General features: G+C 62.7%; 20 protein-coding genes. 6 read left to right on the plus strand and 14 right to left on the minus strand.

Annotation, left to right across the window (positions count from 1 at the left end; translation table 11 throughout):
- The first annotated feature begins 45 nt into the window (after positions 1 to 45).
- Complete coding sequence (locus tag A9D60_RS06080) at positions 46 to 1,215, plus strand: lytic murein transglycosylase (RefSeq protein ID WP_065266765.1); 1,170 nt, start codon at positions 46 to 48, stop codon at positions 1,213 to 1,215.
- A gap of 1 nt (position 1,216) precedes the next feature.
- On the opposite strand, the gene A9D60_RS06085 is transcribed toward A9D60_RS06080, so the two are convergent.
- From A9D60_RS06085 to A9D60_RS06100, 4 genes are all read right to left on the minus strand, one after another.
- Positions 1,217 to 1,561: a hypothetical protein gene (locus tag A9D60_RS06085; RefSeq protein ID WP_254656633.1), complete on the minus strand. Its 345-nt coding sequence runs from the start codon at positions 1,559 to 1,561 to the stop codon at positions 1,217 to 1,219.
- A 71-nt stretch (positions 1,562 to 1,632) separates the two neighbouring features.
- Positions 1,633 to 2,097 (minus strand): YbjN domain-containing protein, encoded by a 465-nt coding sequence (locus A9D60_RS06090; RefSeq protein ID WP_254656634.1) that lies wholly within the window; start codon positions 2,095 to 2,097, stop codon positions 1,633 to 1,635.
- Positions 2,098 to 2,168: 71 nt separating this feature from the next.
- Positions 2,169 to 5,624 (minus strand): chromosome segregation SMC family protein, encoded by a 3,456-nt coding sequence (locus A9D60_RS06095; protein ID WP_065266768.1) that lies wholly within the window; start codon positions 5,622 to 5,624, stop codon positions 2,169 to 2,171.
- Between the two features lie 165 nt (positions 5,625 to 5,789).
- The gene (locus A9D60_RS06100) at positions 5,790 to 6,998 is read right to left on the minus strand and encodes an aminotransferase-like domain-containing protein (RefSeq protein WP_065266769.1); all 1,209 of its coding nucleotides are present in this window, start codon (positions 6,996 to 6,998) and stop codon (positions 5,790 to 5,792) included.
- Between the two features lie 157 nt (positions 6,999 to 7,155).
- Between A9D60_RS06100 and A9D60_RS06105 the strand changes: the two genes are divergently transcribed.
- Together A9D60_RS06105 and A9D60_RS06110 are read left to right on the plus strand one after the other, a co-directional pair.
- Positions 7,156 to 7,926, plus strand: coding sequence for a FadR/GntR family transcriptional regulator (locus tag A9D60_RS06105; protein ID WP_065266770.1), 771 nt, complete (start codon positions 7,156 to 7,158; stop codon positions 7,924 to 7,926).
- Between the two features lie 4 nt (positions 7,927 to 7,930).
- Positions 7,931 to 8,866 (plus strand): lysozyme inhibitor LprI family protein, encoded by a 936-nt coding sequence (locus A9D60_RS06110; RefSeq protein ID WP_175392901.1) that lies wholly within the window; start codon positions 7,931 to 7,933, stop codon positions 8,864 to 8,866.
- Positions 8,867 to 8,958: 92 nt separating this feature from the next.
- Here A9D60_RS06110 and A9D60_RS06115 read toward each other — a convergent pair whose 3' ends face one another.
- The 6 genes from A9D60_RS06115 to A9D60_RS06140 all read right to left on the minus strand — a co-directional run bounded on the left by A9D60_RS06115 (position 8,959) and on the right by A9D60_RS06140 (position 12,734).
- Entirely contained in the window at positions 8,959 to 9,516 is a 558-nt protein-coding gene (locus A9D60_RS06115; protein WP_065266772.1) for a F0F1 ATP synthase subunit B, read from the minus strand.
- A gap of 4 nt (positions 9,517 to 9,520) precedes the next feature.
- A complete protein-coding gene (locus tag A9D60_RS06120) occupies positions 9,521 to 10,048 on the minus strand; it encodes a F0F1 ATP synthase subunit B' (RefSeq protein ID WP_065266773.1) in 528 nt (175 codons plus the stop codon).
- A gap of 83 nt (positions 10,049 to 10,131) precedes the next feature.
- Positions 10,132 to 10,368, minus strand: coding sequence for a F0F1 ATP synthase subunit C (locus tag A9D60_RS06125; protein WP_008553903.1), 237 nt, complete (start codon positions 10,366 to 10,368; stop codon positions 10,132 to 10,134).
- 88 nt (positions 10,369 to 10,456) lie between these two features.
- A complete protein-coding gene (locus A9D60_RS06130; RefSeq protein WP_039132155.1) occupies positions 10,457 to 11,257 on the minus strand; it encodes a F0F1 ATP synthase subunit A in 801 nt (266 codons plus the stop codon).
- Positions 11,258 to 11,297: 40 nt separating this feature from the next.
- Entirely contained in the window at positions 11,298 to 11,642 is a 345-nt protein-coding gene (locus tag A9D60_RS06135) for an AtpZ/AtpI family protein (protein WP_175392902.1), read from the minus strand.
- 195 nt (positions 11,643 to 11,837) lie between these two features.
- Positions 11,838 to 12,734: a DMT family transporter gene (locus A9D60_RS06140; RefSeq protein WP_065266774.1), complete on the minus strand. Its 897-nt coding sequence runs from the start codon at positions 12,732 to 12,734 to the stop codon at positions 11,838 to 11,840.
- Between the two features lie 90 nt (positions 12,735 to 12,824).
- Between A9D60_RS06140 and A9D60_RS06145 the strand changes: the two genes are divergently transcribed.
- On the plus strand, positions 12,825 to 13,169 hold the full coding sequence (locus tag A9D60_RS06145) for an ArsR/SmtB family transcription factor (protein WP_065266775.1): 345 nt from the start codon (positions 12,825 to 12,827) through the stop codon (positions 13,167 to 13,169).
- Between the two features lie 12 nt (positions 13,170 to 13,181).
- Here A9D60_RS06145 and A9D60_RS06150 read toward each other — a convergent pair whose 3' ends face one another.
- The 3 genes from A9D60_RS06150 to A9D60_RS06160 all read right to left on the minus strand — a co-directional run bounded on the left by A9D60_RS06150 (position 13,182) and on the right by A9D60_RS06160 (position 15,460).
- The gene (locus A9D60_RS06150) at positions 13,182 to 13,592 is read right to left on the minus strand and encodes a universal stress protein (RefSeq protein ID WP_065266776.1); all 411 of its coding nucleotides are present in this window, start codon (positions 13,590 to 13,592) and stop codon (positions 13,182 to 13,184) included.
- 96 nt (positions 13,593 to 13,688) lie between these two features.
- Positions 13,689 to 14,585 (minus strand): DMT family transporter, encoded by an 897-nt coding sequence (locus tag A9D60_RS06155; RefSeq protein WP_065266826.1) that lies wholly within the window; start codon positions 14,583 to 14,585, stop codon positions 13,689 to 13,691.
- Positions 14,582 to 15,460: a LysR family transcriptional regulator gene (locus A9D60_RS06160; protein ID WP_065266825.1), complete on the minus strand. Its 879-nt coding sequence runs from the start codon at positions 15,458 to 15,460 to the stop codon at positions 14,582 to 14,584. Before A9D60_RS06160 ends, A9D60_RS06155 begins: the two co-directional genes overlap by 4 nt.
- Before the next feature lie 124 nt (positions 15,461 to 15,584).
- On the opposite strand from A9D60_RS06160, the gene A9D60_RS06165 reads away from it, so the two are divergent.
- Entirely contained in the window at positions 15,585 to 16,166 is a 582-nt protein-coding gene (locus A9D60_RS06165) for an FMN-dependent NADH-azoreductase (RefSeq protein WP_065266777.1), read from the plus strand.
- A gap of 123 nt (positions 16,167 to 16,289) precedes the next feature.
- Complete coding sequence (locus A9D60_RS06170; protein WP_065266778.1) at positions 16,290 to 17,042, plus strand: aspartate/glutamate racemase family protein; 753 nt, start codon at positions 16,290 to 16,292, stop codon at positions 17,040 to 17,042.
- Here the strand turns inward: A9D60_RS06170 and A9D60_RS06175 are convergent.
- On the minus strand, positions 17,039 to 17,566 hold the full coding sequence (locus A9D60_RS06175) for a prolyl-tRNA synthetase associated domain-containing protein (protein ID WP_065266779.1): 528 nt from the start codon (positions 17,564 to 17,566) through the stop codon (positions 17,039 to 17,041). The two genes, A9D60_RS06170 and A9D60_RS06175, sit on opposite strands and share 4 nt — an antisense overlap.
- Positions 17,567 to 17,689 lie beyond the last annotated feature (123 nt).

The raw sequence follows: 17,689 nt of genomic DNA on the forward strand, positions 1-17,689 counted from the left end.
ACATAAGACCCTGTGGGAGCGGTAAGACCAAGGAGCGCCAGAACCATGCGCCTATTGCCCTTTGTCCTCGCAGCGGCCCTGCTGCCTGCTGCAGCGTCGGCCCAGTGCGGCGGCGGTTTTCAGAATTTCGTGAAACTGATGAAGGAAGAGGCTGTTCAGGCCGGCTATGACACCGCGACGGTCAATGCCTTCTTTGCCGGCACCCGCCAGGACACCCGCGTGCTCAAGGCCGACCGCGGCCAGGGTGTGTTCCAGAAACCCTTTATCGATTTTTCCCGCCGCCTGATCTCGCAGAACCGGCTGAAAACCGGCCGCCAGATGGCACAGAAACACGACGCCACCTTCCAGCGGATCGAAAGCACCTATGGTATCGACCGCGGCGTTCTGCTGGCCTTCTGGGCGTTTGAGACCGACTACGGCGGCTATCAGGGCGATTTCAACACCCGCGACGCGCTGATCACCTTGGCCCATGATTGCCGCCGCCCGGAACTGTTCCGCCCGCAGGTGTTTGCCGCGCTGGAGCTGTTCAAACAGGGCAACTTCGACCCGAAACGCACAACCGGAGCCTGGGCCGGTGAGATCGGCATGGTGCAGATGCTGCCCGGCGACATCCTGCAGCATGGCGTCGATGCTGATGGTGACGGCAAGGTCAGCCTGAAGTCCTCGGCTCCTGATGCGCTGATGTCCGGCGCGCGGATGCTGTCGCAACTGGGATGGCAACCGGGCCAGCCCTGGCTGCAGGAAGTCACAATCCCTGAAGACCTGGACCTGTCCCTCAGCGGCACCGCCCAGAAGAAATCCGTGGCGCAGTGGCGCAAGCTAGGCGTTTCCGCCCGTGACGGAAAACTGCCGGACCCTGCGATGCGCGCCTCGCTGCTGCTGCCGCAAGGTCACAAGGGGCCCGCCTTCCTCGCCTATCCAAACTTCGATGTCTATTTCGAGTGGAACCAGAGCTTCACCTATGTGCTGACCGCCGCCTATTTTGCCAACCGGCTGCAGGGCGCTGACGTCTACGCAGCAGGCAAGCCCGATGGCGGACTGACAGGCACCCAGATGAAGCAGCTGCAGCAGAAACTGCAGGCCCGCGGCCACAACGTGGGTGACATCGACGGAATCCTTGGCGCCCGCACCCGGGTCGCGGTCCAGAAAGAACAGCAGCGTCTCGGCCTGCCCGCCGACGCCTGGCCCACGCCGACGCTGCTGAAAAAGCTCTAATCTAACGCACGGGGAACCGTTCGCCCTGCCGGGTAATCAGGATGACCCGGCCGCTGTTGCGCACATAGAGATCGCAGCGGCTGAAGCCATTGGTGAAGTCCACGCAGATACTGCCATCACCGGCAATCCGGTAAGTGCCCCAAGCGGTGCCGCCGCCATTTTCAGCGGAATAAGTATAGGCATAGGCCCCGCCGCTGCTGTATTGCGACTCGCCGCCGTCGAAAAACCGGAACGACTGGCCCGGCAGAGCCTCCAGCTCCGCCTGCGCGAAAGGCGTGTCGCCGGGACGCAGCTGCCAGCTGTCAGCCACCGCGCTGCCTGCCGTCAGGCAAAGGAAAAGGGGCATGATCCAATTCATGCCCCCACCCTAACGATTGATCTTGCAGCCGGTTGTCACGATGCGGTGACAACCGGGCCTCAGTTCCAGTCGATGAACTCTTCGAAGTCCTGCATCGCGCGGTTCCAGATTCCGATCGTGCGGGCGAAATCATCCGCACTCATACCATTATCGCCCAGGAACACATCCATCTCAAGGCGAGCATCTCCGTCATCGTCGATGTACCCTCGTGAGAACCGGTTTTCCGCGTTCCACTGATTGATCTTTGCCAGCCTGACACTTCCTTTGGTCGAGTATCCTGAGTAAAACTCCACAACTTCACAATCTGAATTGTTAGTGCAGCCATAATAAAGGATGGTGAAATTGTTGCCGTAGTAGTCAACTTTCAGGAGAGGATCACCCACGCTGTCAATGGTCACTTCGACCTCGGCACCTTCGTCCTTGAAGAAATTGGCGACGCTCTCGCCGGTCTTTGCCACCACATTGTCAGCCATCGCGGCTGCCGGGGACATCAGAACCGCAGCAGCGGTAATTGCTTTCAGCATATTCATTTGTCACTCCAAAAATCTTCGTCTTTGCAAACAGGCGCCGACGCAAATCCCCTCTGCGCGAGCACTCAGGCCACCATCGCCTCTGCCTTCTTGAGGTCAACCGAAACGAGCTGGCTGACACCTTTTTCCTGCATGGTGACGCCGAAAAGCCGATCCATCCGTGCCATCGTCACCGCATGGTGGGTGATGATGAGGAAGCGGGTATCGGTCTGGCGGCACATCTCGTCCAGCAGATCGCAGAAGCGGGTCACGTTGGCGTCATCCAGCGGCGCGTCGACCTCGTCCAGCACACAGATCGGCGCCGGGTTCGACAGGAACACCGCAAAAATCAGTGCCATCGCGGTCAGCGTCTGCTCACCGCCGGAGAGCAGCGACAGGGTCGACAGCTTCTTGCCCGGCGGCTGGCACATGATCTCAAGCCCCGCATCCAGCGGGTCGTCGCTTTCGACCATCACCAGGTTGGCCTCGCCACCGCCGAACAGATGGGTGAACAGCATGGCAAAGCTGTTGTTCACCTGTTCGAACGCGGTCAGCAGCCGCTCGCGGCCCTCGCGGTTGAGGCTGGAAATCCCGTCGCGCAGGGTTTTCACCGCGCCTTCCAGGTCCAGTTTCTCGGCGACCAGCGTGTCGTGTTCGTCCTGGACGCCGCGGGCGTCTTCCTCGGCGCGCAGGTTGACCGCCCCCAAAGCATCGCGCTGGCGCTTATAGCGGTCCACATCGTGCTCCAGATCATCCGAGGCCGGCATTTCATCCGGCGACACGCCCAGTTTCTCCAGCAGCGCCTGCGGGGTGATCTGCTGCGCCTCGATGATCCGGCCCGCGGCCTGCGTGACGGCTTCCTTGGCCGCATCGCTGCGCGCCTCGGAACGCGCCCGCGCTTCGCGTGCTTCCGACGCCAGCCGCTCGCATTCGCGCTCCTTATGGACCGCCTCGCGCAATTCAGCCTCAGCTGCAATCAGTGCCTCGGTGGCTGCGGATTTACGCGCCTCCGCCTCGGAAATCGCCTCGTTCAGCTCTTCGCGTCTCTCGGCGATTTCCGCCGGAACCGCATTGGCTTCCTCCAGCTCCTCCTGCGAGGCTTCGCGGCGCTCCGCCAGCTCCTCGATCCGCGCCTCGGCGCTTTCCAGGCGGTGGCGCCAGCCGGACAGCTCCTTGGTCACCTCCTGCCCGCGCTTGGTGCGGGCCTCGCCCTCGCGGCGCAGCTCGTCATGGCTGGAACGATGGGTCAGCATGGTGATCCGCGCCGCCTCAACCGACTGCTTGATATCCTCAACCGCGGTGCGGGCCTGGTCCAGATCGCCAAGTTCCCCCAGCGCCTTTTCGGCTTCTTTCAGCTGCAGGCTGGCGTTCAGCGCGTCTTCTTCATGGCGCGACACCGCAATGCCAAGGGTTTCCAGCTTGCCCTCTGCCAGGTTGCGGTCGGCCTCGGCCCGGCTGAGCGCACGGGCCGCATCGGCCACCCGCTGATCCGCCACCCGGCGGGCCTGGCGGGCGTTCTGGTCGGCCAGCGTCACCTCTTCCAGCTTGCGCAGAAGCGTCTCATGCGCAGCCCTGGCACCATCAGCCTTGGCGCTGACCCGCTCCATCTCCTGCTTCAGCGCTTCCAGCTTGTTCAGCTGTTCCAGCCGCAAGGCTGCTGCACTGGGCGCGTCCTCGGCCCAGGCGCGGTAGCCGTCCCAGCGCCACAGGTCGCCTTCCAGCGTCACCAGCCGCTGTCCGGGCTGCAGCTGCGCCTGCAGACCCGCTGCTGCATCGCCATCCACCAGGCCGATCTGCGCCACCCGGCGCGACAGGGCATCGGGACCGGAAACAAACAGCGCCAAGGGCTGCACGCCCTCCGGCAGCGCCGCATCGCGGTCATAGCCCGGCAGGGACAGCCAGCCGGTCGGCCCGTCGGCATCCGCCAGCGGCGCGCGCAGATCATCAGCCAGCGCAGCACCCAGCGCCTTCTCATAGCCCGGCGAAACGGTCAGTTCGTCCAGAACCTGACCGCCCTCGGCGGTGTCGCGCTCCACCAGCTTGGCCAGTGCGGTCACTTCAGCGCGCAGCGCCCCCAGCTCGCCCTCAGCCTCAGAGCGCTGCGAGCGTGCCTCAGCCTCGCGGGCTTGGGTCTCAGTGCGCGCCTCATCCGCCGCTTCCAGTGCTTCCTCTGCCATCTCCGAGGCTTCCCGCGCCTCTTCTTCAGCCGAGACAGCCGCCTCAAACTTCTCTGCCGCCAGCTCCAGCGCCTCCTGCGCCTCGCCTTGGGCAGCGCGGGCTTTCTCCGCCTCGCCCTCGGAACGGCCCAAAGCGCGCTGGCAGTCCTCGACCGCGCGCCGCGCCGACTGGTGGCGGGCTGCCAGACGGGCCACGTCCTCGGTCACCTGCGCCAGATGGTCCTCGCGCGCCTGCAGAATCGAGCCCGCATCGCGCGCCAGCTCCGCGGCCTCCGCCAGTTTTCCATCATAGCCGTCGCCGGCCTTGGACAGCTCGCGCTGCTCCCATTCCAGCCGTTCGATGGTTTCGCCCGCGTCCTTGTTCAAGCCGGTCTCACGCTCAATATCGTTGCCCAGCTGCACGATCCGGCTGCTGAGCCGTTCGATAGTCTGGCGCGCCTGCGCCTCCTGATCACCCAGCGAGTCGCGCTGCACCACCAGCCGCTGCAGGATGGCTGCCGCAATGGCCTCTTCCTCGCGCAGGGGGGGCAGTTTTCCCTCAAACGTGCCGCGCTGGGTGGCAGCGGCACGCACCAGCGCCTCCGCCTTGGCGGCCTGCTCAACCCGCACCCGCAGCTCATCCTCTGAGGCCAGCCGCGCCTCATCCGCCTCGCGCCAACGGCGGTACAGCAGCATGCCCTCGGCCAGCCGCAGCTTCTCGCCGATCTCGCGGTAGCGCTGCGCCTGCCGTGCCTGCTTGGCCAGCTGCGCCAGCTGCGCCGCCAGCTGCTCGATCACGTCATCGACGCGCAGCAGATTGGCCTCGGTGTTCTTCAGCTTCAGCTCCGCCTCGTGACGGCGCTGATAGAGACCGGAGATCCCCGCAGCCTCTTCCAGAATGCGGCGGCGCGCCTTGGGCTTCGCGTTGATCAGCTCGGCAATCTGTCCCTGCCGCACCAGAGCCGGCGAGTGCGCACCGGTAGACGCATCGGCAAACAGCATCTGCACATCGCGCGCCCGCACGTCCTTGCCGTTGGACTTATAGGCGCTGCCCACATCGCGGGTGATCCGGCGCACAATCTCCAACCCGTCGGCATCGTTGAAGCCCGAAGGCGCCAGCCGCTCGGAGTTGTCGATGTTCAGGCTCACCTCGGCAAAGTTGCGCGCGGGCCGCGACGAGGTGCCGGCAAAGATCACATCCTCCATGCCGCCGCCGCGCATCGCCTTGGCGCGGGTTTCCCCCATCACCCAGCGCAATGCCTCAAGAAGATTGGATTTGCCGCAACCGTTTGGCCCCACAACCCCTGTCAGCCCATCGGCAATGACCAGTTCGGTAGGATCAACAAAGCTTTTGAAGCCGTTCAGCCTGAGCTTGGAAAACCGCAAAGCTGCCCCTTCGTGATTCCGTATCGAGAAAGTTCAGCGGTTCCTACCCGTTGAGTCAACGCTCCGCACCCCCAAATCGGGGTGAATTCTGCTCAAAACACACCATATCTTGTGGATAACCCGCAGGACCCGGCGGTGTTTTGCCAAGCCAGGGGAGTTTAGGCGTCAGGCTGACCGCAACAACCGCCCCAGCCGGGCAATGCCTTCCTCGATGGCTGTATGGTTGGAATTGGAGAAACTCAACCGGATCGTGTTCTGGCCGCTGCCGTCGGCAAAAAACGCCTGACCGGGGACAAAGGCTACCCGTTCCGTCTCCAGCGAACGCGCCAGCAAGTCTGCCCCGCTCATGCCAGCCGGCAGGGTCACCCAGATGAACATCCCGCCCTCGGGCCGGGTCCACTCCACGCCCTCCGGCATATGTTCCGCCATGGCCGCCAGCATCACGTCGCGGCGGCGCTGATAAACCGCGCGCAGCTGCTCAACATGTGCGTCGAAACAGGTCTCGGCCACGCCATGCACAGCCATCTGGTTGATCGACGAGGTATGCAGGTCCGCCGCCTGTTTCAGCAGCACCATCTGTGCAATCACCGGCTTGGCCGCCACTGCCCAGCCGATCCGCACCCCCGGCGCCAGCGTCTTGCTGAAGGTGCCGCAATAGATCGTCCGGCAATCCTCGATCGAGCCCTTCTGTTCAATCTCCAGCGCCAGCACCGGCAGCACCGGCGCCCCGTCATAGCGCAGCGACTGATAGGCCGCGTCCTCGATGACCGCACAGTCCAGCGTGCCCGCGATGTCCAACAGCCGCAACCGTCCGGCACGGTCCAGCGTTTCCCCGGTCGGGTTGGCGAAGTCCGGCGACAGATAGGCGAATTTCACTGCACTCCCCGCCGCTGCCGCGCCCTCGGCATAGCTTTCCGCAGTGCGGTTCCCGTTCAGCGACAGCCGGTCATAGCGCGGCTCATAAGCGTTGAAGGCCGCCAGCGCCCCCAGGTAGGTCGGCCAGCCGACCAGCGCTGTATCGCCCGGCGACAGGAACAGCTTGCCCAAGTAATCCAGTGCCTGCTGCGAACCAGAGGTGATCAGCACGTTCTCAGGCTCACAGGAAATGCCGATCTTCGCCATCTCCGCCACGATCCACTGGCGCAGCGGCAGGTAGCCCTCGCTGACGGAATACTGCAGCGCCTGCGCCTGCCGGTCCGGTGCCAGCGCGGTCTTGAAGGCTTCGGCGAACTCATCCGCCGGAAACAACGCCGGATCGGGGATACCGCCGGCAAAGGAGATGATATCCGGCTGGTCCAGCAGTTTCAGAAGCTCGCGGATTTCCGACGCCTTCATCCGGCTGTTGCGGGTGGCAAATATCTGGTCCAGCTGCATGGCTCTCCCCTCGCTCAACAACTAGGGCCACGGTAGGCGGCGCCAAATTAAAGTCAATAATACTGACCTATTGTTACAGCCTTCGTGATGCGCTCCGCTCTTGCGGCCATCCGCCCCGCGTGGTCATATAAATTGACCAATCCGCCAGAGCGACCAGATGCCCTTCCAGAAAGTCCAGCCAGAAAAACTCTCCGCCTCCGTCGTCAAGCAGATCGAGCAGCTGATCCTGCGCGGCATTCTTTCGCCCGGCGAACGGCTGCCAGCCGAACGGGAACTGGCCGAAAGGCTCGGCGTCTCCCGCCCATCCTTGCGCGACGCCATCGGCGAGCTGCAGCAACGCGGCCTGCTGGCCTCCAAGGCCGGTTCCGGCGTGTTTGTCGCCGATGTCCTAGGGTCCGCTTTCTCGCCTGCCCTGATCCAGCTGTTCGCCACCCATGACGAGGCGGTGTTCGACTACCTCAACTTCCGCCGAGACATGGAGGGGCTGGCCGCCGAGCGCGCTGCCCGCTTCGGGTCAGACTATGACCTGCAGGTGATCCAGGCGATCTTTGACAAGATGAAAGCAGCCGGCAATCCCGCCGTGTCCGAGGAAGCGGCCAAGCTCGATGCCCAGTTCCACTCCGCCATTATGGACGCCAGCCACAACGTCATCATGCTGCACATGATGCGTTCGATGTTCGATCTGCTACGCGAAGGTGTTTTCTACAACCGCCGCATCATGTTCCAGCAGCACACCACCTATGAGGCGCTCCTGGAACAGCACCGCGCCATCAACGCCGCCCTGCAGGCCCGCGACCCGCAAGCCGCCCGCACCGCGGTCGAGGCGCATCTGGACTATGTGAAACAGGCCCTCACCGACCACCAGCGCGCCGAACGCAACGCCGAAGTGGCAAAGCAACGGCTGGAGCATGAGACCGGGAAGGGGTGAAGGAATGCGTCAACCAAAGCCAGACCAAATTATTGAATGGAAGCAAAGACGCGGACCGCAATCAGGTCCAGCATTTGACATACTTGCAAACTTGCGAGAGCTCAAAGGAGTCTGGAAAGCATCTCCTTCCGAACATCTGGCAGAATTTATACCCATGCGGATTGCCACATACATCGAGGTCTACGTAAGAGACATTGTTCGAGAGCTAGTCGACGTTGGAGACCCTTACACTGAAGCTGGAGGAAAACTGGTAAAAAGCGCCAAGCTGGACCTTGTTTTTGCTGCTCACCTAGCGGGCAAAAAATTATCACTTGGCGACTTTGTCGCCCACTCCATTTCTATAAATGGCATTGATGCAGTTGTTTCCAGCTTGTCAGGGTTGATTGAGGGTTTTGTTCCTAAGCTGAAAAACTCCCATGAGCTTTGGGCCGAAGAAGCCAACACTTGGCCCCACCCTCCAATAATCGAAGACTACGACAGAACGATTGGCACTCTTTCAGAGATGTTTGAAATTCGACATGTACTAACACATGAGCTGCCCAAGGAATCTGTGGTCGAGCATTTAGACCTAGATTGGCTATGTGAAGCAGCTTGTAAGTTTGTCGACGCATGCGACTGGGTAGTGGTTTCCGAACTACACTCTTCCCTGCCGCGCACTCAAACTACGATGAACGTAAACGCAGCTGAACAACTCAATTCAACACTTGAAAGATTGACATCGACCGCAAATGAATTGGAAGGACTATCGGGCCTCAACCAACAAGATGTTGCCGACGTTCAGGAGAAGTGGAAAGAGTTTGCAGAGGCGGAGGCCTCGCTGGTTGCTTCTCGGGTAGAAGGCGGTTCCATGTACTCAATGGTATGGTCGTCAGCAAAGGAAAGATTAGCTGAAGATCGGATCTTACAATTGCAGCGTCTAAAAGCTAGCTGGATGGACTAGAGTGGGCAGCCCCCACCATTAGAAGGAAGCCAGAAACAAAAAACCCGGCCACTCGGACCGGGTTCTTTTAATTTGTCTGTATCAGCCAGCGCTTAGTGCAGCTTGGCATCCACATCCGCGATGGCGGCGTCGATCAGCTTGTTGGCCTCGGTCGCGGTCATCTGCTTGGAGATCACCTGATCCGCGGCAGCAACAGCGATGGAGATTGCCTGGTCGCGCACTTCCTTCACAGCCGAAGCTTCTGCCGAGGCAATCTGATCCTCAGCAGCCGCCAGACGGCGGGCGATGGAGGTTTCCAGGTCCGCTTTCGCCTGCTCGGCTGCACGGGCAGCTTCGTCACGGGCGGCAGCCACGATCTGGTCGGCCTGGGCCTGAACTTCCTGCTGCTTGCGCTCATAAGACGCCAGAACGGTCTGGGCCTCTTCACGCAGGGCGCGGGCTTCGTCCAGTTCCTTCTGGATGCCTTCGGCGCGGTTGTCGAGCTGGCCAGCCAGCAGCGACGGCACCTTGGCAAACAGCAGAATGCCGATGAACAGCAGGAATGCCAGCGCAACAACCAGGTTGGTGTTGGACAGGTCCATGCCGCCGCCGGCAGCAAATGCAGGCGAAGCCGCGCCAAGGGTCAGGGCAAGAGCGAGAATGTTGCGCATGTCCTTATCCTTTCGTCCGCTCGGCAACTGCCTTGGCAATTGCGTCTTTGTCTGCCGAACCACCCAGAGCAACGACCAGCGCTTCTGCGGTATCGGTGGCCACGGCCTTCACGCTTTCCAGCGCGCCTGCCTTGATTTCGGCGATAGCCTTTTCGGATTCGGCAGCCTTGGCAGCGATCTGCTCGTCTGCTTTGGCGATGGCCTCATCCAGCCCGGCCTGAATTTCTGCGCGGGTCTCGGCAGCAATGCGCTGCGTTTCCGCACGGGCATCCGCCAGAGCTTTGTTATATGCGTTTTCGGCCTCGACAGCCTTGGCTTTCAGGTCTTCAGCCGCGGCGAGGTCGTTGGTGATGGTCCCCTGACGCTCGGCCAGCACCGCAGCAATGCGGGGCAGCGCGACGCGCGACAGGATGAGGTAGATCACGACCAGGGCGACCACGAGCCAGAAGATCTGGTTCCCGAAGGTCGAGAAGTCCAGCTGCGGCATTGCGGAACCGCCGCCGTGTGCTGCCTCTTGCGTATTTGATGCCATGTCGTCCTCCCAGGAACTTGCCGTTACACCGGGCAGCGCAGGATCTGCACTGCCCGGCCGTAAGGAAATAGGTTCCTAAGGTCTTAGACGGCGAACATCAGCAGCAGAGCGACCAGGAACGAGAAGATGCCCAGTGCTTCTGCAAACGCGATGCCGATGAACAGGGTTGCGGTCTGGCCGGCAGCTGCCGACGGGTTACGCAGAGCGCCTGCCAGGAAGTTGCCAGCCACGTGGCCCACACCGATTGCGGCTGCGCCGGAACCGATTGCTGCCAGGCCTGCGCCGACGAACTGACCGAGTTGTGCGATATCGCCTTCCATGATTTCTCTCCTTACGATGGAATGTGGTGATTTCTAGGGTGGGCGGGGCCGCTCAGGGCGCCGCCCGGTAAGCTTTCAGATCCTGGCCTTAGTGGCTCGGGTGCAGTGCGTCCTTCAGGTACACGCAGGTCAGGATGGTGAACACGTAGGCCTGAATGAAGGCCACCAGAACTTCGAGTGCGTAAACCGCGGTGATGGCAAAGATCGGCAGGAAGCTGAACATGCCCAGTGCTGCGGCAAAGCCTGCAAACACTTTCAGAACCGCGTGGCCGGCCATCACGTTACCGGCAAGACGGATGGAGTGGCTGACGGGGCGCACGAAGTAGGAAATCAGTTCGATGATGGCCAGGATCGGGCGGAGCGCCAGCGGCGCGCTCGACACCCAGAACAGGCCCAGGAAGCCAACGCCGTTCTTGACGAAGCCAACCACGGTCACGGTCACGAACACCAGCGCCGCCAGAACCGCGGTGACCGCAATGTGCGAGGTGGTGGTGAAGGAGCCGGGGATCAGGCCCAGGAAGTTGGCCATCACGATGAACATGAACAGGGTCATGATGTAGGGGAAGAACTTGACGCCGTCCTTGCCGGCCACGTCCTCAACCATCTTGTAGATGAAGCCATAGGCCAGTTCCGCAACCGACTGTGCGCGGCCCGGCACGATGGCGCGGCGCGAGGAGCCCAGAACCAGCAGCGCGAACACGGCGGCAACGGCCAGTGCCATCCACAGGGTCACGTTGGTCGGGGTGTACCAGGAGATGTGATCGCCGAACAGCGCGCTCACCTGGAACTGATCCATCGGGTGGATCGCCAGCTTTGCTTCCGCCGGAGCGAAAATCAGACCCGACACAACTACCAGTGCCAGAGCTGCGAAAAAGAAAATTTTGCCCATCGGTCCGCTTCTCCTGTCGCCGGTCGCCGATCCCGTCGGATCAATCCCGGTCTTGCGCATTTTTGTCGGCCTCTTCGGCCAGTTTCTCTTTCTGGATCTCCTGCGCGGTGCGAAGCATCGTCTTCACCCCAGCCGCCAGGCCCAGCATTATGAACAGCACCATGAAGATGGGCAGGGTTCCAAACAGATGGTCCAGCCCGTATCCGATGCCAAAGCCGATCCCGAGACCGGCCACCAATTCGATCACCATCCGCCAGGCCTGGTTGGCCAGGGAATAATGCTCATCCGCACGCGGCTTGGGCTCCTGGGCCTTACGCGCCGCCGCCAATTTCTCCTCCAGCTGCGCCATGCGCTGCTTTTGGTCGTCATCGGTCACGGGCGCCATCCTCACGCGAATTTCTAGTGAGGGTGCTAAGGCCAAGGGGGCTAGGAGTCAATTACAAGGATTGAAGATTCAAAATATGACCATCCCATTGTTTAGGCGCGATATTTTGCCAGGCATCACACGCCGCGCCGCTCTGCCGCAGGTGCCGTTAGCGCCAAACTGCGCCGGAATCCATATTCAACCAAAAGGTTGATTTTAGCCGGCGGGCGGTTTCGGCAGCCGCCAGCGCACAATCCGCCCGTCAATCAGCAGCAGCCCTGCCAAGATCGCCGCCATGCCCCACAGGTGCTCTGCCAGCAGCGTCTCACCCAGAATGTAAGTGCCCAGAAACAGCGCCGACACCGGCGCAATCAGCGTCGGCATGGTGATGTTGGTCGGCCCCACCTTGGGCAGCACCCAGTAGAACGCGATGAAGGCCACCGAGGTCAGCACAAAGCCGATCACCAGCAGCGAGGCCCAGGTCTCCGCCTTTGTGATTACCGGCAGCCCCTCGCTCCACAGCGCCAGCGGCGCAATCGCCGCAGTCGACCCGGTCAGTGCGATCGCCACCAGCACCACCGGCTCCATATCCCGGAAGCTGCGCGCGATATTGACAGAGAAGGCATAGCACAGCGGCGCGCACAATGTGATCAGCACCGCCCAGGCTTCCGAGGACTGGCCGCCCTCCAGAATTGGCAGTGATAGCAGCACGATCCCGAGGAACCCGCAGATCACCCCCAGCGATTTCAGCACCGTCGCGCGCTCGCCGCCGGGCCAGAAATGCGACACCACCACCGCCAACGCAGGTGTGGTGGCATTGACGATCCCCGCCACGCCGCTGGCGATGTGCTGCTGGCCCAGCGCGTAAAAGGCAAAGGGCCCGGCATAGCTCAGCGCGCCGAAGCCGAACAGCGCCAGCCAGCGCCGCGCATCGGCCGGCACGGTCTTCCGCGCTGCCAGAACATAGATCCAGCAGCCCAGCGCGCCAAAACCCACACGGCCCATGGAAACCGACAGCGGCCCCAGCTCGCGCAGCAGGATGGCGTTGAACATGAACGACATGCCCCAGCCGATGCCAAGAATGAAAATCACCGCCCAATAGCGCAACGCCATGCCAACTGCCCCCTCGAAATGCCTTGCACCGATCCATCGCAGTTTTTGCAGGATTGTCGACCCGGTTCTTGACCTTTAGGAGTATCAGGCATGAGCGAAACCCTCGACACCGTCTTTGCGGCCCTGGCCGACCCCACCCGCCGGGCGATCCTGACTATGCTGCTGGAGGACGATATGGCGGTCACTGACGTGGCAGAGCCGTTCGAGATGTCGCTGGCGGCCATTTCCAAGCACCTGACCATCCTCACCCGCGCCGGCCTCATCGCGCAGGAAAAGCGCGGCCGGGTCAAATGGTGCAAGCTGCAGCCCGACGCGATGCGGACTGCCTCTGTCTGGATGCAGGGCTTCGGCCAGTTCGAGCCGGTGAACCTGGATGCCTTTGAGCGTTTCCTGGAGGCAGAGCACCTGTCAGAGGACAGCCAGACCGGCAGTTAGGACCACCACCCCCTAACGGACGACAAACACCGAAATTTCGGAATGCAGCACCAGATGGCTGGCGTGGGACGAGAACACATAGTCCAGAATTCCGGGCATATGCGTCGCGATCACGATCAGGTCCACCTCCAGCTCCTTAGCCGTCCGGGCCAGGATGGAGTCCATCTCCGACCCCACATCCACGGAATGCACAGGCAGCCCCTCGACTCTTGCGCCGCTGCTTTCGGCCATCTTGCTCGCCAGTGCTGCCAGCTCATCGCCGGACGGCCCCAGCGTGTGCGCGCCTTCAATCTGCTCGCCCGTCACATGGACCAGCGTCACGCGCGAGCCATGGTTGGCGGCAAAATCCGCGGCCACGTTCAAGGCCTTCTTGACCGCCGGGGGCATGTGCAGGTCAACGGGCACCATGATATGATTGAACATCTTTACCTCCTTTTCCTGACGCGTCCCTCAAGACCAGCATACAGGAAAACGAGGGGCGTGCGTTGACCTGCCGCAAGCGCGCCCGGCAGGCTGCGCTCAGGCACGCACCGGCTTGGCGTCACCCTCCAGCAGCATCACCAGCGCGGCAACCGACATCACCACCCCGATCAGCACCATCCCCGGCGGCGCGCCGCGGCCCAGCGCGATCTCCCAAAGGATCACCCAGCTAGGGGTCAGATAGGTGTATGCCATCACCTTGGCAGAGGGCAGCCGCAGGGTGGCGTACTGCAGCAGCACAAACGTGGCCGCACTGGCAAAGATGGCCAGATAGAACAGACCGATCCAAACGATCGGGGGCAGCTGCATCCAATCGGTCGCCAGAATGTCCTGCCAGCCAAATGCCGCCAGCAGCGCACCGCCCGCCAGCAGCATCCCGAAAGTGAAGACCACCGCAGGCTCCCCGCGGTTCAGCTTGCGCACCATCGGCGTGTATATGGCGTGCAGCACGCAGCCCCAGAAATAGATGATCTCGCCCTGGCCGATCTGAAATGCCGCCAGCGCTCCTAGGTCGCCGCGCACGATCACCCAGACCGCGCCCGCGGCCCCGATCGACAGCGCCAGCGCCATCCAGCGGGTGGTCACCTGCCGCAGCAGCAGCCAGCCAAAGCCCGCGCTCATCACCGGCACCAGCGTGAATACCGCCGCGGCGCTGACCGGCGCCGCGGTCTGCAGCCCGTAAAACATCAGCACGAAATAGCCGCCGAACAGTCCGCCCAGCACTGCGAAACGCCAGGGCGCCTGGAAATGCACCCGCCGCATCCCGGTTGTCGCCAAAGCCGCCACGCCGATCACCACCGCGGCAATGCCGAACCGCGCCGCATTCAGCGCCGCAGGCGCAATCTCATTTGCCACCATCACGCCCAGCGAGAACGAGCCCGCTACCAGCGCCGAAAAAAGCAGCATCGCCAGATGCCCGTGCAGAGCCTCGCTCACAGCTGCCACTCTTTCGCTTGCTCCTTGAGGAACTTCAAAAACGCCTGCACCTTTGTCGTGCGGTGCAAATCCACGTGGGTCACCAGCCACAGTGTGCCCGACCATTCTTCCTGCGGCGCCATCATCTCCACCAGGTTCGGGTTCTGCCGCGCCTCCCAGGCCGCCATAAAGCCGATGCCCGCGCCGCTGTGCACCGCGTTCTGCATAGTGAACCCGTTGGAGCAGCGGAACGAGATCGCCTCAGCCGGCGCATTGGCCCGCAGCCAGCGCGAAAACGGGGCGCGGCTGTTTTCATCGTCATTGCCGATGAAGCGGTGATTAGCCATGTCCTCGACGCCCTGCAGCACACCGTATTTTTCGGCATAGGCCTTGGAGGCATAAAGACCCACCTGCTGCTTGATGAAGGGCTGTACCACATTGTCCGGCTGATCCGGCGCATTGCCTGCCCGCACCGCCACATGCGCCTCGCCGTATTCCAGCCGGAACAGCCGGTCGCCGGTCAGATAGCGGATGATCAGCCCCGGGTGCATGTCCTGGAACTCCTTCAGCGCCGGCACCAGCATCGGCGCAAAAGACGCCAGCGAAGTCACCACCAGCTCGCCGGAGACATCATCACCCTGCCCCTTCAGCCGGCCGACCAGCTGGCTGAACTGGTCATCTGTCGCCTGCGCCACCCGCAGCAGGTCCTGCCCGGCCTCCGTCGGTGTGTAGCCGCGGGCATGGCGCTGGAACAGCTTCACCCCCAGCCGGGCCTCGATGGCGTCGATATGGCGGATCACCGTGGCATGGTGCACGCCCAGCACTTCGGCAGCACCGCTGACCGTGCCCATCCGGGCGACCTGATAGGCGGTGCGAACCTCATCCCAATTGTCCATGGCGGCCTCCTTGCCAATCCGCGCGACATGCGCACATGCGCACACTCGGTGTTACTTTTGCAGCGTTGCGTTCGCAAATGCAATAACCCAAATCTCTACCAGCAACAAGCACAGGAACACCAAAATGACCCGCACCGTTCTGCACCTCGACTCCTCCGCCCGCACCGAAGGCTCGGTGACCCGGGACCTCTCCGCACAGATCGTCAGCCGCCTTGGCGCGGACACTGTGATCCGCCGCGACCTCGCCGCGCCGCTGCCACTGCTGGACGGCGCCTGGATCGGGGCCAACTTCACTCCGGCCGACCAGCGCAGCGAGGAAGACAAACAGCTGCTCGCCCTCTCCGACGCTTTGGTGGAGGAGCTGAAACAGGCCGACACCATCGTGATCGGCGCGCCGATCTACAACTTCTCGGTGCCCTCCACCCTCAAGGCGTGGATTGACCTGGTGGCCCGCGTCGGCGTCACCTTCCGGTATGAGGAAACCGGCCCCATCGGCCTGCTGGAAGGCAAGCGCGCCATTGTCGCGGTGGCCTCCGGCGGCACCCAGGCCGGGTCCGACATCGACTTTGCCACCACCTACCTGCGCCATGTGCTGGGTTTCATCGGCATCACCAATGTCCAGATCGTCGCCGCCGACGCCATGTCCATCGACGCCGAGGGCGCCCTGGCCAAAGCGAAAAACCAAATCGAAGCGCTGGCGGCCTGATCCCCGCACTGCCCCGCGCTCCTGCCGCCAGCCATCCCCGGCTGGCGGCCTTTTTGCGTTTGGCACCACGGCAGGGCCTGTGCCACTCTGCCAGCACCGGTATTTCAAAGCACAGGCATTCCCATGAAGAAGATCGGCATTCTCGGTGGCGTCGGCTGGGCCTCCACCCTCGATTATTACCGCGCCATTTGTGAGGGCGCCGGAGGTTTCTTCGCAGACCGCGGCGCGGGCTCGCCGCTGCCGGTGCCGCCGATCACAATCGAATCCGTGGTGCAGGCGCAAACCCGGTCTTTACGCGGCCGCCCGGGGGATGAGGCCAGCTGGGCTGCTTTTGATGCCGTCTTCCGCGAGGCGATGCTGACGCTTGAACGCGCCGGCTGCGATTTCGCCCTGATCGCCTCCAACACCCCGCACGCCCGCCTGCACGCAATAAAGGAGGGCGTGGTGATGCCGGTCCTCAGCATCTTCGACGCCACCGCAGAGGCCACCGCCGCAACCGGCGCCGCCCGCGCACTGGTGCTGGGCACCACGGTCACCATGCAGGCCCGCAACTATGCCAATGTGCTCGCTGCACACGGAGTCACTGCGAACGATACCCTGCCGCAGAACGAGATCGCCGAGATGCAGATGATGATCGACGAGGATTTCTACGGCGGTGCTTCCGCCACAGCGCAGGACCGCCTGCTGCGGTTCTGCACCAAACACGCGCAGCCCGGCACCGCCATTCTGCTGGCCTGCACCGAGTTGCCGCTGGCCTTTCCCGATCACATCGACGACGTCAGCTTCGAGGCCGGCGGCTTCCTGTTCGTGAACCCCTCCGCCGCCCATGTGGCCGCCGCGCTGGATCTGGCGCTGGCAGAGGAAAAGGCGGGTTAGACCCAGCGCACCTCAACCCCGGCCTTCTCGAAGAACGCCATCACATCATCGCGCTTCATCGCCACCGTGCGGTCGTTGACCAGCGGGTGCATATAGATCACGTCGGCCTCCTGCGCCTGCGCATCCATATAGAAGGTGACGCCCTTCTCCGCGCCGTTGATCATCGCCAGCGGGCTTACCGCGCCGGGACGGATGCCGAGGTTTTCCAGCAGCCGGTCCGCCGAGCCGAATGACAGGTTGCCCGCGCCGATCTCCGCACCCAGCGCCTTCAGGTCGATCTCCCGGTCCTGCTGCAGCGTCACCAGATAATTCCGCTTCTTCTTGTCCCGCAGATACAGGTTCTTCAGCCGCAGCGCGTTTTCGCCAGGCACCATGAACTGCTCCTCGACGCCCTTGGCGTCCTCCACCGTGCGCAGCGGCGCATGGGTATGCAGCTGATAGGCGATGCCCCAATCATCCAGCTGCTTCAGCAGCGCATCCGAGGAGATGGGCAGGCTGTCCTGATAGGCCGATGACGCATCCATGATCTTACTCCGCAAGCCGTTCGGGTTTGCCGTGCAGATCACGCAAAACGGCCACGGAACGCAAGAGGTGTTCCGCCCCCTGCGCCCCGTTTTGCGCCATCGCTGTGGAAGGCGGGCGCGAAC

It is taken from the genome of Leisingera sp. JC1 (assembly GCF_001679925.1).
Lineage (GTDB): Bacteria > Pseudomonadota > Alphaproteobacteria > Rhodobacterales > Rhodobacteraceae > Leisingera.